The following is a 16,421-nucleotide window of genomic DNA, read 5'->3' on the forward strand; positions in this document are numbered from 1 at the left end:
GACAGGAAGGCCGCATGAACCCGTTGCACGTCGTCATCCTCGCCGCCGGCGAGGGCAAGCGCATGAAGTCGTCCACCGCCAAGGTGCTGCAGAAGGTCGCCGGCAAGCCGATGCTCGGCCATGTCATCGACACCGCGCGCCGGCTCGGCGCGGCCGGCATCCACGTGGTCTACGGCCACGGCGGCGAACAGGTGCGCGCGGCGTTCGCCGACCAGACCGACCTGCACTGGACCGAGCAGGAACAGCGCCTGGGAACCGGCCATGCCGTGCAGCAGGCGATGCCGACGGTTCCGATCGATGCGCGCGTGCTGGTGCTCTACGGCGACGTGCCGCTGATCGCTGCCGACACGTTGCAGCGCCTGCTCGCCGCGCCGGGCCGCATCGCCGTGCTGGTGGCCGACCTCGACAATCCGACCGGCTACGGTCGCATCGTGCGCGACACGCAGGGTCGCGTCGGTCGCATCGTCGAGCACAAGGACGCCACCGACGAAGAGCGCGAGATCCAAACCATCAACACCGGCATCCTCGTCGCCGACGGTGAAGCGCTGCGCCGCTGGCTGCAGGGTCTCACCAACCAGAACGCGCAGGGCGAGTACTACCTGACGGACGTGTTCGCGTCCGCCGCCGCGGAGTTCAACTCCGCCGAGATGGTGCACGTGCACGACGCGATCGAAGTGGAGGGCGCCAACGATCCGTGGCAGCTCGCGCAGCTGGAGCGCGCGTTCCAGCGCCGTGCCGCGCGCGCGCTGTGCCTGCAGGGCGCGCGCCTCGCCGATCCTTCGCGCTACGACCAGCGCGGCGAAGTGAGCGTGGGCCACGACGTGGAGATCGACGTCGACGTCGTGCTCGAAGGCAAGGTCGAACTCGGCGACGGCGTGCGCATCGGCCCGTTCTGCCGGCTCAAGGACGTGAAGCTGGGCCCGGGCACGGAAGTGCGCGCGCACTGCGACCTCGACGGCGTCGTCGTCGAAGGCGCGGCGCAGATCGGCCCGTACTCCCGTCTGCGTCCCGGCACCGTGCTCGCCGACGGCGTGCACATCGGCAACTTCGTCGAGACCAAGAACGCGCGCATCGGCGTCACCAGCAAGGCCAACCACCTGACGTACCTGGGCGACGCCATCATCGGCAGCGGCGTGAACGTCGGTGCGGGCACCATCACCTGCAACTACGACGGCGTGAACAAGTCGACCACGATCATCGAAGACGGCGCCTTCATCGGTTCCAACTCGTCGCTGGTCGCACCGGTGACGATCGGCAAGGAGGCGACCATCGCCGCCGGTTCGGTGATCACGCGCAACGCGCCCGAGGAAAAGCTCACGCTTGCGCGCGCGCGCCAGGCCACGATCGACGGTTGGCAGCGGCCGAAGAAGAAGCCGAAGGCGTGATAGTCGCGAGTTGACAGGAAGCGGATCGACTGCTGCGAAGCTGTCATCCCCGCGAAGGCGGGGATCCAACCTGACGACGCGTCACCGACGGATATCCGACTTGCGTCGGGCGTGATCGCATCCCCGCCTGGATTCCCGCCTTCGCGGGAATGACAACTTTGAAATCGGCTTCGCCGCTAATCCACCGGCAGCGTCAGGCTGACGGTCAGGCCGCCGCCGTCGCGGTTCGCCAGCGCGATGCGGCCGCCGTGGGCTTCGGCGATCTCGCGCGCCAGTGCGAGGCCTAGGCCGCTGCCGGTGCGCTTGGTCGAATAGAACGGCACCAGCGCGTTGGCGAGCACCGACTCCGACATGCCCGGGCCGCGATCGCTCACTTCCACGCGCACGATGCGGCCCAGCTGGCGCACCGACAGCACGACCTCGTCGACGGCAGAACCGGACTCGTGCGCGTTCTTGAGCACGTTGATCAGCGCCTGCTCGACCTGCGCCGGATCGAAGCGCGCCGCCTCGCCCGGGATCGCACCGCGCGTGAACGCATAATGCTGCTGCAGCCGCGACAGGAACGGCGCCCAGTCCACGCGTTCCAGTTCCGGCACGGGCAGCTTGGCCACGCTGGAATACGCGCGCAGGAAGCCGTGCAGATGGCGTGCGCGTTCCTCGATCGTCTCGAAGATGCGGCCGAGCTTCTCGTAGTCCTCGCGACGCAGCAGCTCCGCGCCTGAGTGCGCGAGCGAGGTGATCGGCGCCAGCGAGTTGTTGAGCTCGTGGCTGATCACGCGGATCACCTTCTTCCACGTCGCCACTTCCTGGCGGTTCAACTCGGCGGTCAGTCGCTTGAACATGTACAGCGTGTGCACGCGGCCGTTGAGCTGGAAGTCGCGGCGCGCGAGGTGGTAGGTCTCTTCCTGTCCGGCATGCTCGAAGCTGAAAAGCCGGTCGCGTCCCGCGCCGAGCGCCTCGCGCAGCGGTCCCGGCGTGTGCTCCATCAGCTGCTCGAAGCGCAGGCCCTCGACCTTGCGACCATCGTGGAACAGCTGGCGCGCGGCGACGTTGCCGTAGACGATTGCGCCGCGGCTCTCGATCAGCAGCAGCGCGGTCGGCGTGTTCTGCACCACGGTGTCGAGCAGCAACTCGCGCTGGAACAGCGACTGGCGTTCCTCGCGCAGCACGCGACCCAGCTCGTTGTGCGCTTCGACGAGATCATCGAGTTCGTCGTGCGAACGACGCGCGACACTGAAGCTGAAGTCGCCATCGCGGAAACTCGCGACCGAACCCGACAGCGCGCGGAACAGGCTGAGTTGTCGTGCCAGGCAACGCCGCGCGATCCACGGCGTCACGATCGCGCACAGCAGCAATGTGATGCTGGCGCCGAGCAGCGCGTTGTCGAACCAGTCGATCAGCAGCGCGCCCAGCACGACCGCGCCGCACATCGCCGCGAACAGCAGCAACGTGAGCTTTCCGGCCAGTGAGAAATGGCGCTTGGGCTGCATGGCGTCACCGTGCAATGCCGAGCTTCTCAAGGCGCCTGTACAGCGCCTGCCGGCTCAGTCCGAGATCGGCGGCGGCCTGGCTCATCACGCCGCCCGCGCGCTGCAGCGCAGCCTCGATCGCGTCGCGAGCGGGTTCTTCGTCCAGGCCCGTGCGCAGGGGTGCGGTCGCGGCGCTGGGCAGGCCGAGTTCCTCCGGCGCCACGCTGTCGCCTTCACCCAGCAGCAGTGCGCGCTGGATCGCGTTCTTCATCTCGCGCACGTTGCCGGGCCACGGATGGCGCAGCAATGCGACGCGCGCGGCGTCGCTGAGGCGACGGCGTCCTTCTAGGAAATGTTCGGCCAGAGGCAGGATGTCGCCACGGCGCTCCGCCAGTGGAGGCACGCGCAGCTCGATGACGTTGAGCCGGTAATACAGGTCTTCGCGGAAGGTGCCGGCGCGGATCATCGCCGGGATGTCGGCATTGGTCGCGGCGATCACGCGCACCTTGACCTGGCGTTCGCGATTGGACCCAAGGCGCTGGAAGCGACCCGTTTCGAGCACGCGCAGCAGCTTCATCTGCCCGGCCGGTGGCAGGTTGCCGATCTCGTCCAGCAGCAGCGTGCCGCCGTCGGCGGCTTCGAACTTGCCCTCGCGCGACTTGTTGGCGCTGGTATATGCGCCGGCGTCCGCGCCGAACAGCTCCGCTTCGACCAGCTCCGACGGCAGCGCGCCGCAATTGAGCGTGACGAACGGACCGTCGCGAACGGACGAATTGGCCTGGATGATCTCGGCGATGCGTTCCTTGCCCGAACCATTGGGGCCGCTGATCAGCACCGGCACGTCGGCGCGCGCGACGTGGCAGGCGAGGCCGACCACGCGCTCGCTGGCCGGATCGGCGAACACCACGCCGCGCAGGTCGTACTGGTCCTCCAGTTCCTGGCGACGACGACGCTCGCCCGCGCGACGTTCGGCGAGCGCGCGGTTGGCTTCGCCGAGTTCGAGCAGGTTGGTCACCGTGGTCATCAGCTTGTGGTCGTCCCACGGCTTGCCCAGGTAATCGGCCGCGCCGGCCTTGACCAGCGCCACCGCGGATTCCAGTCGCGTCCATGCAGTCAGCAGGATGATCGGCAGGTCCGGGAAGCGGTCGCGGATCGTGCGGAACAGGGCGATGCCCTCTTCGCCGGACGTGGTGTCGGCGGCGAAGTTCATGTCCTGGATGACCAGGTCGATGGTTTCGCGCTCGAGCACGCGCAGCCCTTCCTCGGGCGACTCCGCGCTGAGCACGCGCAGGTCCGCCAGCGAGAAGAGCACGTCGAGCGCCACGTACACGGCGTGGTTGTCGTCGATGACCAGGATCGTGCGCATCGGCCTAGCCTAGCAGTGGCGCGCGCCCGGACGCAGCCGGGCGCGCGGAGGGCGGACGCTTCAGACCGTCCGCGTGGCGACGGCCGGAGAGACGCGCGTGGCGCGGGTCGCAGGGCCGAACACGGCCAGCTGGCCCAGCAGCAGCACCGTGAGCGCGCCCAGCGGCGCGTAGTACCACGACAGGCGCGGCAGCTCGTAGTGCTTCATCAGCCAGATATTGAAGCCATACGTCAGCAGCAGGCCGAGCGCGATGCCGATGCCGACCACGATCAGGTTCTCGATCATGAAGTAGCGGCGGATGTCGAAGCGGCGCGCACCGAGCGCGCGGCGCGTGCCGATCTGCTTGACCCGGCGCGTGACCCAGAAGCTGACCATGCCGACGATGCCCAGCCCGGTGACCGCGAGCAGCGAGAAGATCACCGTGGTCAGCACCACGGTCATCGCGCGGTCCTGCCGATAGCTTTCGCCGCGGACTTCCTCGATCGAACGCAGGCCGCGCACGATGCGGCCGGTGTTCATTTCGCCGAGCTTGCGCTCGGCTTCCTTCATCGCCTCATCGCGGCGGCCGGGTTCGGTGCGCACGAGGTAACGCGCGGAACTGCTGTCGAACTCGCCGTCCTGGTACTGCGGCACCAGCATCGAATGCTCGACCTTGTCCCAGCCCACCCACGGCGCCTGCAGGCGTTCGACGACGCCCACGACAGTGAGTGGGCCGTTGCGCCCAGGGATGCTGCTGTAGATCACCTTGCCGACGGCGTTCTCCTCGCCGAACAACGTCTGCGCGAGCGTCCGGGTCACGATGACCGAGCTCACGCCGCCCTTGTCCTCCTTGGTGCGGTAGCTCACGTCGTCGGCGGTGAAGTTGCGGCCGGCGATCAGGTGTACGCCGAGCGTGTTCACCCCATGCTCGTCGACGAGGTAGATCGACGTGCCCTCGGTCTTGCGCTGTTCTTCCGGAACGCTATCCGACTGCAGCGAGATGCCTTCGCTCCAGCCGCCGTTGGACAGCGGCACGGAGTTGATCGTGGTCGCGTCGACCACGCCCGGGATGCTGCGCAGCGCTTCGAGATCCTCACGGATGCTGCCGCGCAGGTCGAAACCGGGCGCGAAGCCGAGGCTGGTGATGGTGAAGAGGCTGTTCTCGTCCATGCCGCTGGGACGGTTCACCTTCTCGATTCGCTGGAGGATGATGAACACGCTGTTGCACACGATGGCCAGTGTGATGGCCACCTGCGCCGCGATCAGCAACAGGCCGGTCTTGTTGCGCATCAGCGCATTGAGGATGGGGCGGAATTCCATGACGGGCTCCTGGGTTACTGCGTCTTCAACTGCGTGGCCGGCTGCACCTGGCACGCACGCCAGGTGGGATACAGCCCGGCGACCAGACTCGCGACCAGCGCGATCAGCAACGAAAGCCCGACCATGTTCCAGTCGAGCTGGGCGAGCTTCTCGATCGACGTGCCCGCATAGAGCTTGCGCAGCGCGAGCAGGCCGACACCGGTGAGCACCAGCCCGAGCACGCCGCCGGCGATGCCGACCAGTCCGGACTCTGTGAGGTACTGCGCGAACACCGCCGGCTTGCTCGCACCGACCGCGCGACGCAGGCCGATCTCCGGCGCCTTGCCCATGAACTTGGCCAGCAGCAGGCCGACGGTGTTGATCAGGCACACCGCGAAGAACGCGAACGCCAGCCACACCTGCGTGCGCACGTCGCGGCCGACCACGCGTTGCGATTCGAGCCATTCCGACACCGAACGCACGCGGTTGTTGACGGGGCGCGGGAAGCGGCCGGCCTTCTTCTGTTCCTGCACGTAGTTGTTGAGGAAGCTCAGGTAACGCTGCGCGTCGGCTTCGTCCTTCACCTGCACCCACAGGTCGACCCAGATGCATTCCGACGCCAGCAGACCCTGGTAGCCGGGCTCGGAGTCCTCGAAGCAGCTGTTGTTCGACGTGCTCACCAGCTGCTTCTCGATGCCGATGGTGAACGGCACGAACACCTGGTGCGGGTCGCCGAACGCGCCACCGGAGATGTGGTACGCGCGCGGCGTCGGGTGCCACTTATCGAGCACGCCGACGATGGTGTAGTCCTCGCCGCCGAGGCGCAGCTTGCGGCCGACGCTGTTCTCACCGCCGAACAGCTTGTCGTTGGTCTCGTCGTTGATGACGGCCACGCGCGCGGAGCCGCGGTCTTCCGCGTCGCTCCAGCCGCCGCCGTAGCGGAAAGGCGGCTCGAAGATCGGGAAGAAGCCCGACGTGGTGAACAGCGCCTCGACCATGTACGGCTTGATCTCGCGCTTGTCCGGTTCCAGCGCCAGCACGTTGGGGAAGAAGCCTGCTTCGTGCTCGGCCTTGTGCGCCTGCACGAGGTTGACCACGTCCTGGTAGGTCATCAGGTCCGGCGGCTCGCTCGGGTTGTCCTCGTCCCAGGGGCGATTCTTGTCCCAGTTGTCGAGCTGCACGCGGCGGACCTGATCGTCCTTATACGAGAGTGGGTTGGCGCCCATCATGTGCAGCACGGTCATCGAAGTCATCGACATGCCGATGCCCAGCGCGATGGCCGCGACCATGAGGGCGGTGAGGATGCGGTTTCGCTTGAGCGAGATCATCGCCAGGCGCAGGTAGTAGCCGAACATGGCGTCCTCCTCAGCCGGCCGATGCGGCGGCAGTCGCGGTGGCGGCGGCGATTTCGCCGCCCAGACGCGGTGCGTCGTCGAGGTCGGTCACCTGGCCGTCGATGATGTGGACGTTGCGCTGCGCGCGTGCGGCGAGTTCCGGATCGTGCGTGACCATCACGATGGTCGTGCCCTGCGCATGGATCTCCTCCAGCAGTTCCATCACGCCGCGCGCCATCAGCGAGTCGAGGTTGCCGGTCGGCTCGTCCGCGAGCAGCAGGCGCGGCGAGCCGGCCAGTGCGCGCGCGATCGCGACACGCTGCTGCTGGCCGCCGGAGAGCTCGGACGGGTAGTGCTTCATGCGCGACATCAGGCCGACGCGGCCGAGCGCGTGCTCGATGCGCTGTTTGCGCTCGGCCGCGTTGAAGCCGCGGTAGCGCAACGGCACGTCGACGTTGTCGAACAGGTTGAGGTCGGGGATCAGGTTGAAGCCCTGGAAGATGAAGCCGATCTTCTCGTTGCGCAGCTTCGAGCGCGCGTTGTCGTTGAGCCCCTTCACCGACACGCCGTCGAGCAGGTAGTCGCCATCGCTGAAATCCTCCAGCAGGCCGGCGATGTTGAGGAAGGTGGTCTTGCCCGAGCCGGACGGGCCGGTCACGGCGACGAACTCGCCTTCGCGCACGTGGATGTCGAACCCGCGCAACGCGTGCGTCTCGATCATGTGGGTGCGGTAGACCTTGCTCAGGTGGGTCATCTTCAACATGGCGGGACTCCTGGGTGATTCCGTGTGTGATGCGGGTTCGGCTTCAATCGTTGACCAGCACCTGGTCGGCGCCGTTGAACGCGGTGGTGTCGGAAATCACGACGCGGTCGCCCGTCTGCAGGCCCGACAGGACCTCCACGTCCGACAGGCTGCTCGCGCCGGTGGTGATGGCGCGCTTGACCGCGGTGTCGCCGTCCATCACGTAGGCGATGCGACCACCACCGGTGTCGAGGAACGGGCCGCGCTGCACCATCAGCACGTTGGGCTTCTCCTCGATCAGCACGCGCGTGCTGACGCGCTGGTTTTGGCGCAGGCCGGTGGGACGCTTGCCGTCCGGCTGCGCGTCGGCGAAACGCACTCGCGCCATTACCTGACCGTTGACCACTTCCGGCGAGACCGAACGCAGCTTGCCCGCGTAGGTCTGGCCGCCGTAGCTGATTTCCGCGCCCATGCCCAGGCGCAGGTCGTCGGCGTAGCTTTCTGGCACGGGCAGTTCGACTTCGAGTTCGCGCAGGTCAACGACCACCAGCAGCGGCTGGTTGAGCGGCACCACGGTGCGGTCGGTGATGCTGACGGTGCCGACCACGCCGTCCACGGGCGAGCGGATGTTGAGTTCGTCGACCTGGCGCTGCAGTTCGGCGACCAGCGCCTGCTGGCGCTGAGCGAGCAGGTGCTTGTTGCGCGTGTCGAGACCGGCGCCGCGATCCTGCAGGCCGTAATCGCGCTGCGCATGCGACAGGCCGATGTCGGCCTTCTTCAGCGAGTCCTGCGCGCGCGCTACTTCGATGCTCGATACCGCGCCGCCGTCGAAGCCGCGCTGGCTGCGTTCCAGGTCGCGCAGTGCGGCGGTACGGTCGATCTCGGCCTGGTCGAGCAGCTTCTGCGCGGTCGAGCGCGCCAGCTGCGCGTCGAGTGCGGCGCGGCTGGCCTCGGCCTGCAGGCTGGCCAGGGTGGACTGTTCCTGCACCAGCTTGCTGCGCAGCTCGGGGCTGTCGATCTCGGCCAGCGCCTGGCCCTGCTTGATGACATCGCCGGCCTGCACCTTCAGTTTCACCGTGCCGGCGGCCGGCGCGTACAGAGTCGGGCTGACCGCCGCGACCATGCGGCCCTGCACTGCGACGTCGCGTACCAGGGTGCCGCGGCGCACCTCCGCGGTGCGCAGGCGTTCGCCACTGACCGACTGGCCGGATCCGAGCCAGCGGCCCAGCGTCGGCACGGTCAGCGCCAGCAGCACAGCGGCGGCGATTCCTCCGCCGATCATCAGTTGGCGGCGGCGCGGGCTGGCGGGTGGCGGGGCGAGGACGCGGTCTTGGCCGGAGGTGTCGCGGATCATGCGGTCGCGGGGCGCTGGTTGGGATGCTCCCCATTCACAGCAGGGATCGTGCCAAGTCTGCTCCCTTGAGTTTCAATCACTTGCAGCCGGCCTGGCGTGTCCGCGGTGTCCGGCCGGACACCCCGGTGTCCGCTGTCCATCGGGCGTTGCGTAGCTCCGGCTACACTGTCCTTTCCCCTCCTGGAGTGTCGCCTGCATGTGCGGAATTGTTGGTGCGATCGCCGGTCGCGACGTGGTCCCGGTGCTGATCGAAGGCCTGAAGCGACTGGAATATCGAGGCTACGATTCGGCCGGCATCGCGGTGCTCGACGGCGACGACATCCGCCGCGTGCGCCGTACCGGCCGCGTCTCCGAGATGGAGAACGCCGCGCAGGCCGAACACTTCCATGCCGGTCTCGGCATCGGCCACACGCGCTGGGCCACGCACGGCGGCGTGACCGAGGCCAACGCGCACCCGCACGTGAGCTACGGTGAGCTGGCGGTGGTCCACAACGGCATCATCGAGAACCACGACGAGCAGCGCGAGCGCCTCAAGGCGCAGGGCTACACGTTCGAGTCGCAGACCGATACCGAGGTCATCGCGCACTTGATCCATTACTACCAGTCGCAGGGCGCGGACCTGCTCGGCGCCGTGCAGAAGGCCGTGCGCGAACTGGTCGGCGCCTACGCGATCGCGGTGGTCAGCAAGCGCGAACCCGGTCGCCTGATCGCCGCGCGCATGGGCTGTCCGCTGCTGGTCGGCCTGGGCGAGGGCGAGAACTTCGTCGCCAGCGACGTGTCCGCGATCCTGCAGGCCACGCGCCAGGTGATCTTCCTGGAGGAAGGCGACACCGCCGACGTCACCCGCGAAGGCGTGCGCGTGTTCGACGCGCAGGGCGCGCAGGTCCAGCGCGAAGTACATGTGTCCGACGTGTCGCTTGCGTCGCTGGAGCTGGGCCCGTACCGCCACTTCATGCAGAAGGAAATCCACGAGCAGCCGCGCGCGATCGCCGACACGATCGAGGCGGTGATGGACGGCAATTCGTTCGCACCCGCGCTGTTCGGCGCGAATGCCGAAGACGTGCTGCGCGACGTGGAAGGCGTGCAGATCCTCGCCTGCGGCACCAGCTATTACGCCGGCCTGACCGCGCGTTACTGGATCGAGGCCATCACCGGCCTGCCGTGCTCGGTGGAGATCGCCAGCGAGTACCGCTACCGCAAGGCGGTGGCGAACCCGAAGCACTTGATCGTCACCATCAGCCAGTCGGGCGAGACGCTCGATACGATGGAAGCGCTGAAGTACGCCAAGTCGCTCGGCCACGACAAGACGCTGTCGATCTGCAACGTTCCGGAAAGCGCGATCCCGCGCGCCAGCCGCCTCGTCTACTACACGCGCGCCGGCGCCGAGATCGGCGTGGCTTCGACCAAGGCGTTCACCACGCAGCTGGTCGCGTTGTTCACGCTGTCGGCCACGCTGGCCAAGCTGCACGGCCGCCTGTCGGTCGAGCAGGAAGGCGAATACCTCGATGCGCTGCGCCGCCTGCCGGGCAGCGTGCAGCACGCACTGAACCTGGAGCCGCAGATCGTCGGTTGGGCCGAGCGCTTCGCACCGAAGCAGCACGCGCTGTTCCTCGGTCGCGGCGTGCATTACCCGATCGCGCTGGAAGGCGCGCTCAAGCTGAAGGAAATCTCCTACATCCACGCCGAGGCGTATCCGGCGGGCGAACTCAAGCACGGCCCGCTCGCGCTGGTCGACGCAGCGATGCCGGTGGTGGTGATCGCGCCCAACGACAGCCTGCTCGAGAAGGTGAAGTCGAACATGCAGGAAGTACGCGCGCGCGGCGGCGAACTGTTCGTGTTCACCGACGAGGACAGCCAGTTCGGTTCGTCCGAAGGCGTGCACGTGATCCGCGCCCCGCGTCACGTCGGCGTGCTGTCGCCGGTGGTGCATGCGATCCCGGTGCAGCTGCTCGCCTACCACGCCGCCCTCGCGCGCGGCACCGACGTCGACAAGCCGCGCAACCTGGCCAAGTCGGTGACGGTGGAGTAAGCGCCGCCGCAAGGCTTGGTACTCGGGCATCGTTGGTCCAACCGGTAATGGTTGGACCAACCCGGCGGTGCGAGCCCATCAGCCGGTAGGAACCTTCGAGCGCGCGCGGCATGACGCGACGCGTCGATGTGCGTTTACACGAATCCTCCACAGCCGCGGCGTATCGTGGTGTGTTGCTTTTCGCCGGCATGGCAGTCGCCACGGCGGCGCCACTGTGTACGTTCCGATCCGCCGCGGAGGTTCGTATGAGCAGCACCCGGAAGCTATGGATTGCCTTGGCCACGTTGCTGGTCCTGTCGTTCTCGGTGCTGCTGTGGGCCGGTAGCGAGATCTTCCGCGCCGCGCCGCCGGTGCCCGAGCGGGTGGTCGCCGAGAATGGCCAGGTCCTCTACACGCGTGCCGACATCGAGAAGGGCCGCCAGGTCTGGCAGTCGATCGGTGGCATGCAGCTCGGCTCCATCTGGGGACATGGCGGGTATGTCGCACCCGACTGGAGCGCCGACTGGCTGCATCGCGAAGCGATGGCGGTGCTCGACCAGTGGGCGCGCGCCGACGGCGGCATGGCGGGATACGCGGAACTGTCGGCGGAAGAGCAGGCGGCACTGCGTGGCCGCCTGCAGGAAATGATGCGGAAGAACACGTTCGATCCGGAAAGCGGCACGATCACATTGACGCGCGATCGCGCGGTCGCCGTCTCCAACGTGGCAGCGCATTACGAGAGCCTGTTCGGAACCGATCCGGCGACGCTCGATCTGCGCAAGGCGTACGCGATGAAGCAGGACACGGTGCCCAGCGCGGAGCATCGCCGTGCCCTGACCGCGTTCTTCTGGTGGACCGCCTGGGCCGCCACCACCGAGCGACCGAACGAAGCCGGCGACGCGCTGGTGCCCGGCCAGCGCGGCGTCGTGCGCAAACAGGTCACCTATACCAACAACTGGCCGAGCGAGCCGCTGGTCGGCAACATGCCGGCTGCGCCGCTATGGGTGTGGTCGGCCTTCAGCGTGCTGTTCCTGATCGCGGGCATCGGCCTGCTGGGCTGGCACCATGCCGTCAGCCACGATGACGAGGATCGTGGGCACGCGATTCCCGCGACCGATCCGTTCGCGGCGTTGCGCGTCACCCCGTCCATGCGCGCCGTCGCCAAGTACTTCTGGGTGGTCCTGGCGTTGTTCCTCGTGCAGATCCTGCTGGGTGCGATCACCGCGCACTACCAGGTCGAGGGGCAGGACGCGTATGGCTTCGCGTTGTCTGAAGTCCTTCCGTATTCGTTGTCGCGCACCTGGCACACGCAGCTGGCGGTGCTGTGGATCGCCGTGGCCTGGCTGGGCACCGGCCTCTACATCGCCCCCGCACTGTCCGGACACGAACCGAAGTTCCAGCGGTTCGGTGTCAACTTCCTGTTCGTCTCGCTGCTGATCATCGTGGTGGGTTCATTCGCCGGCCAATGGCTCGCAGTGATGCAGAAGCTGGGGCTGGAGAACAACTTCTGGTTCGGCCACCAGGGCTGGGAATACGCCGACATGGGCCGCTTCTGGCAGTGGTACCTGTTCATCGGGTTGTTGCTGTGGGTCGTGCTGGTGGGCCGGGCGTTGTGGCCGGTGCTGCGCGACAAGGCCAACGAATCGCGCCACATCGTCGGGTTGTTGTTCCTGTCGACGGCCGCGATCGGCCTGTTCTTCGCCTCGGCGCTGATGTGGGGCGAACACACGCACATCTCTGAAGTCGAATATTGGCGCTGGTGGCTGGTCCATCTCTGGGTCGAGGGCTTCTTCGAGGTATTCGCGACGGCGGTGATGGCGCTGATCTTCACGCGCCTTGGCCTGATCAAGACCTCGACGGCGACCGTGGCGGTGTTGTTCGCCACCATCGTGTTCATGGCCGGTGGCGTACTGGGCACGCTGCATCACCTGTACTTCGTCGGCACGCCGACGGCCGTGGTCGCGCTGGGCGCGAGTTTCAGCGCGCTCGAAGTGGTGCCGCTGGCCTACATCGGTTTCGAGGCGTACCACACGTGGAAGATCGGCCAGTCCACGCCGTGGATGGTGCGCTACCGGTGGCCGGTGGCGTTCTTCATCGCGGTGTCGTTCTGGAACCTGGTCGGCGCCGGCCTGTTCGGGTTCCTGATCAACCCGCCGTTGTCGCTGTATTACATGCAGGGGCTCAACCTGACGCCGCTGCACGGCCACACCGCATTGTTCGGCGTGTACGGCATGCTCGGCATCGCACTCGTCCTGTTCTGCCTGCGCGGACTGCGTGGCCAGATGGTCTGGGACACGAAGGTGCTCAAGGCATCGTTCTGGTGCCTCAACATCGGCCTGGCGCTCATGGCTGTCCTGACCCTGCTGCCGCTGGGCACCATGCAGCTGCTGGCGGCGATCGAACACGGTTACGCGTACGCACGCTCGGCCGAGTTCATGCAGAAGCCCATCGTCGCCATGCTGGTGTGGATGCGCGTGCCGGGAGACACGATCTTCAGCATCGGTGCCGTGGCGCTCGCCTGGTTCGTGCTGCGACTGTGGATCGCCCCGAAGCGTGATCCATCGCTCGCTGGCCAGAGCGAGCCGGCCGACCGCGGCTGACGGTTGCACCGTGGTGGGCAGCGAAGCGCTGCCTGCCACCGTACTGCCGCAGTGACGACCCGAAGGCGGGCGGGCCCTTCTTCGCTTTACGCATCCGCCGCATTTGTTTACGCCGATTTTGCGCCCCGGGGACGGGCGCGAATGGAGGCTTTACGGCCCTCCTGCCGAGAATTTCCGCCGTGGCCAAGAGGCTTCGTCGAAATTTGGGCAGGACCATGCAACTCTCGATTTTCCGCTCGCGTGAAGGCCGCAGGCCGCTGGTCGCGGGCTTACTCGCCATGCTCGGGCTGATGGCGGTGGGCGCGCAGGCGCAAGCGACCGAAGTGACCGGCAGCGCGACGCTGACCAGCGATTACGTCTGGCGCGGCACCACGCAGACCCAGGGCGACCCGGCCGTGCAGGCCAGCTTCAAGGTGGCCGGCGATTCCGGTTTCTACGGTTCGGTGTGGGGTTCCAACGTCGAATTCGCGCCTGAAACGCACGCGAGCAGCGAGTTCGATTTCACCGTCGGCTGGGCTGGCGAGATCGCGCCGGACTGGGCGCTCGACGTGAACGTGCTGCGCTACCAGTACCCCTCGACCACGGTCGATCTGAACTGGACCGAGCTCAACGGCACGCTGACCTACGCCGACAACTACTGGCTCTCGATGGGTTGGTCGCCGGAAGCGCTGGGCAGCGAAGAAAGCGGTGTGTACACGCAGCTCGGCGCGCGCTTCCCGATCAACGATGCGTTCCGCATCGAAGCCGCCGCCGGCTATTACTACCTCGACGACATCTACGACGAGAGCTACGCGCACGGCCAGATCAGCGCGGTGTGGGCAGTGAAAGCGCCGCTGGAGCTGCGCCTGACTGCGCATGCCACCGATTCCAACGCCGAGGACATCTTCGGCGACGACTTCGCCGGCGACCGCATCGAAGCGGCCGTGCAGGCGTCCTTCTAAAGGAGGCAGAACATGCCCGGCTGGCTGGCTCTGGTTTGCTCCGTCGCGGTGATCGTGGCGGCCGCGTACCTGCTGTACGTGGTGCTTCGACCCGAAGACTTCTAGACCCACTGCCGTCGAATCCGCATCCGGGCGGGAATCAGCGTCTTCGCGAAAGCAGCAAGACCGCTCGATTCCCGCCTGCCCGTGGTTGATGGCGCGAGAACACTCCCATGACCGAAACACTGCTTCTCCTCATCCTTGCGATCGCCCTCGGCTGGCCGCTCGGTCTCTATCTCGCCCGCGTGATGCGCGGCGACCGTTCGCGCATGGACGCGCTGTTCGGCTGGATCGAACGCCCGATCTACAAGGCGCTCGGCACCGACCCGCAGCGCGGCATGACCTGGCGCGGCTACGCGAAGGCGTTCGCGTGGAGCAACCTCGTGGTCGGCCTGGTCGTCTGGGTGCAGTTCATGACCCAGGCCTGGCTGCCGCTGAATCCGGACGACATCCCGAACATGCGCTGGGACACGGCGCTGCACACGATGGTGTCGTTCCTCACCAACACCAACCAGCAGCACTACTCCGGCCAGGCGCAGCTGAGCTATCTCTCGCAGATGGTCGGCATCGTCGGTCTGCAGGTCGTCACGCCGATGATGGGTCTGGCAGTGGTCGTCGCTACGTTGCGCGGACTGTTCGGCGGACGCGGCGATGCGAAGGCCGCCGCTTCGCGCGATGGCGAGGACCGCGATCTCGGCAACTACTGGGCCGATGTCACCCGCGCGACGGTGCGCTTCATGCTGCCGCTGTGCCTGGTCTGGTCGTTGCTGCTGACGTGGCAGGGCGTGCCCTCGACGCTGCAGGCCGGTCCGGTTGCGGCACCGATCGATGCCAGCGCCGAGATGAAGGAGCAGAAGATCCCGGTCGGTCCGGTCGCGCCGATGGTCGCGGCCAAGCAGCTCGGTTCCAACGGCGGCGGCTGGTATGGCCCCAACAGCGCCGTGCCGCTGGAGAATCCGACACCGCTGTCGAACCTGATCGAGATGCTCGGCATCGTGCTGATCCCGATCGCCATCACCTTCATGGTCGGTCCGCTGGTCGGTCGCAAGCGCCTGACCGCGATGGTGTTCGGCACGATGCTGCTGATGTCGGTCGCATCCACCGGCCTGTCGCTGTGGTCTGAGGCGCATTCGTCGACGACCGCCGACATCGCGTTGATGGAAGGCAAGGAAGTGCGCCTGGGCGCGGAATCGTCGGCGTTGTGGTCGTCGATCACCACTCAGGTGAACAACGGTTCGGTCAACGCGATGCACGACTCGCTGGCGCCGATCACCGGAGGCATGGCGATGGTCAACATGCTGATCAACTCCATCTGGGGCGGCATCGGCTGCGGCCTGCAGCAGTTCCTGGTGTACCTGCTGCTGAGCGTGTTCCTCGCCGGCCTGATGACCGGCCGCACGCCGGAGTTGTTCGGTCGCAAGATCGAAGCGCCCGAAGTGCGTCTGCTGGCGCTGCTGATCCTGCTGCAGCCGATGGTGGTGCTGGGCTTCTCGGCCGTCACGCTGGCGTTCCCGTCGATAACCGGCAATTCCAATCCCGGCTTCCACGGCATCAGCCAGGTGTTCTACGAGTACACCTCGGCATTCGCCAACAACGGTTCGGGTTTCGAAGGCCTCGGCGACGCCACGTACTGGTGGAACCTGAGCTGCGCCGTCGTGCTCGCGCTGGGTCGCTTCCCCGCGATGATCGTGCCGCTCGCCGTCGCCGGCCTGCTGGCCCGCAAGCGCGTCGCGCCCGAGAGCGCCGGCACGCTGCACGTGGAGACGCCGACCTTCGCACTGACGCTGGTCGCGGTGATCGTGATCCTCACGGTCCTGCAGTTCAAGCCTGCGCTGGTCCTGGGCCCCATTGCCGAACACCTGACTTTCTACAGCGCCGCTGCCGCGACGCCGTGAGGTAATGAAC

General features: G+C 67.0%; 12 protein-coding genes. 6 read left to right on the forward strand and 6 right to left on the reverse strand.

Annotated elements, in window-relative coordinates:
• Positions 1-14 precede the first annotated feature (14 nt).
• On the forward strand, positions 15-1,385 hold the full coding sequence (gene glmU, locus FOF45_RS08810) for a bifunctional UDP-N-acetylglucosamine diphosphorylase/glucosamine-1-phosphate N-acetyltransferase GlmU (protein ID WP_158984016.1): 1,371 nt from the start codon (positions 15-17) through the stop codon (positions 1,383-1,385).
• A 176-nt stretch (positions 1,386-1,561) separates the two neighbouring features.
• Here glmU and FOF45_RS08815 read toward each other — a convergent pair whose 3' ends face one another.
• The 6 genes from FOF45_RS08815 to FOF45_RS08840 are packed head-to-tail and all read right to left on the reverse strand — an operon-like array spanning position 1,562 to position 8,928.
• Positions 1,562-2,875, reverse strand: a complete 1,314-nt coding sequence (locus FOF45_RS08815; protein ID WP_158984018.1) for a sensor histidine kinase — start codon at positions 2,873-2,875, stop codon at positions 1,562-1,564.
• 4 nt (positions 2,876-2,879) lie between these two features.
• Positions 2,880-4,220, reverse strand: coding sequence for a sigma-54-dependent transcriptional regulator (locus FOF45_RS08820; protein WP_158984020.1), 1,341 nt, complete (start codon positions 4,218-4,220; stop codon positions 2,880-2,882).
• Between the two features lie 60 nt (positions 4,221-4,280).
• On the reverse strand, positions 4,281-5,519 hold the full coding sequence (locus FOF45_RS08825) for an ABC transporter permease (protein WP_158984022.1): 1,239 nt from the start codon (positions 5,517-5,519) through the stop codon (positions 4,281-4,283).
• A gap of 14 nt (positions 5,520-5,533) precedes the next feature.
• Positions 5,534-6,853: an ABC transporter permease gene (locus FOF45_RS08830; protein WP_158984024.1), complete on the reverse strand. Its 1,320-nt coding sequence runs from the start codon at positions 6,851-6,853 to the stop codon at positions 5,534-5,536.
• A 10-nt stretch (positions 6,854-6,863) separates the two neighbouring features.
• Positions 6,864-7,595 (reverse strand): ABC transporter ATP-binding protein, encoded by a 732-nt coding sequence (locus FOF45_RS08835; RefSeq protein WP_158984026.1) that lies wholly within the window; start codon positions 7,593-7,595, stop codon positions 6,864-6,866.
• Between the two features lie 43 nt (positions 7,596-7,638).
• The gene (locus FOF45_RS08840) at positions 7,639-8,928 is read right to left on the reverse strand and encodes an efflux RND transporter periplasmic adaptor subunit (protein WP_158984028.1); all 1,290 of its coding nucleotides are present in this window, start codon (positions 8,926-8,928) and stop codon (positions 7,639-7,641) included.
• Positions 8,929-9,124: 196 nt separating this feature from the next.
• On the opposite strand from FOF45_RS08840, the gene glmS reads away from it, so the two are divergent.
• The 5 genes from glmS to kdpA all read left to right on the forward strand — a co-directional run bounded on the left by glmS (position 9,125) and on the right by kdpA (position 16,411).
• Positions 9,125-10,957, forward strand: coding sequence for a glutamine--fructose-6-phosphate transaminase (isomerizing) (gene glmS / locus FOF45_RS08845; RefSeq protein ID WP_158984030.1), 1,833 nt, complete (start codon positions 9,125-9,127; stop codon positions 10,955-10,957).
• Between the two features lie 245 nt (positions 10,958-11,202).
• A complete protein-coding gene (locus FOF45_RS08850; RefSeq protein WP_158984032.1) occupies positions 11,203-13,536 on the forward strand; it encodes a nitric-oxide reductase large subunit in 2,334 nt (777 codons plus the stop codon).
• Positions 13,537-13,751: 215 nt separating this feature from the next.
• A complete protein-coding gene (locus tag FOF45_RS08855; RefSeq protein ID WP_158984034.1) occupies positions 13,752-14,477 on the forward strand; it encodes a TorF family putative porin in 726 nt (241 codons plus the stop codon).
• Between the two features lie 12 nt (positions 14,478-14,489).
• The gene (locus tag FOF45_RS08860) at positions 14,490-14,582 is read left to right on the forward strand and encodes a potassium-transporting ATPase subunit F (protein WP_158984036.1); all 93 of its coding nucleotides are present in this window, start codon (positions 14,490-14,492) and stop codon (positions 14,580-14,582) included.
• A gap of 107 nt (positions 14,583-14,689) precedes the next feature.
• Positions 14,690-16,411: a potassium-transporting ATPase subunit KdpA gene (gene kdpA / locus FOF45_RS08865; protein WP_158984038.1), complete on the forward strand. Its 1,722-nt coding sequence runs from the start codon at positions 14,690-14,692 to the stop codon at positions 16,409-16,411.
• The last annotated feature ends 10 nt before the right edge of the window (positions 16,412-16,421 follow it).

This window comes from Lysobacter panacisoli (assembly GCF_009765165.1).
Lineage (GTDB): Bacteria > Pseudomonadota > Gammaproteobacteria > Xanthomonadales > Xanthomonadaceae > Lysobacter_J > Lysobacter_J panacisoli.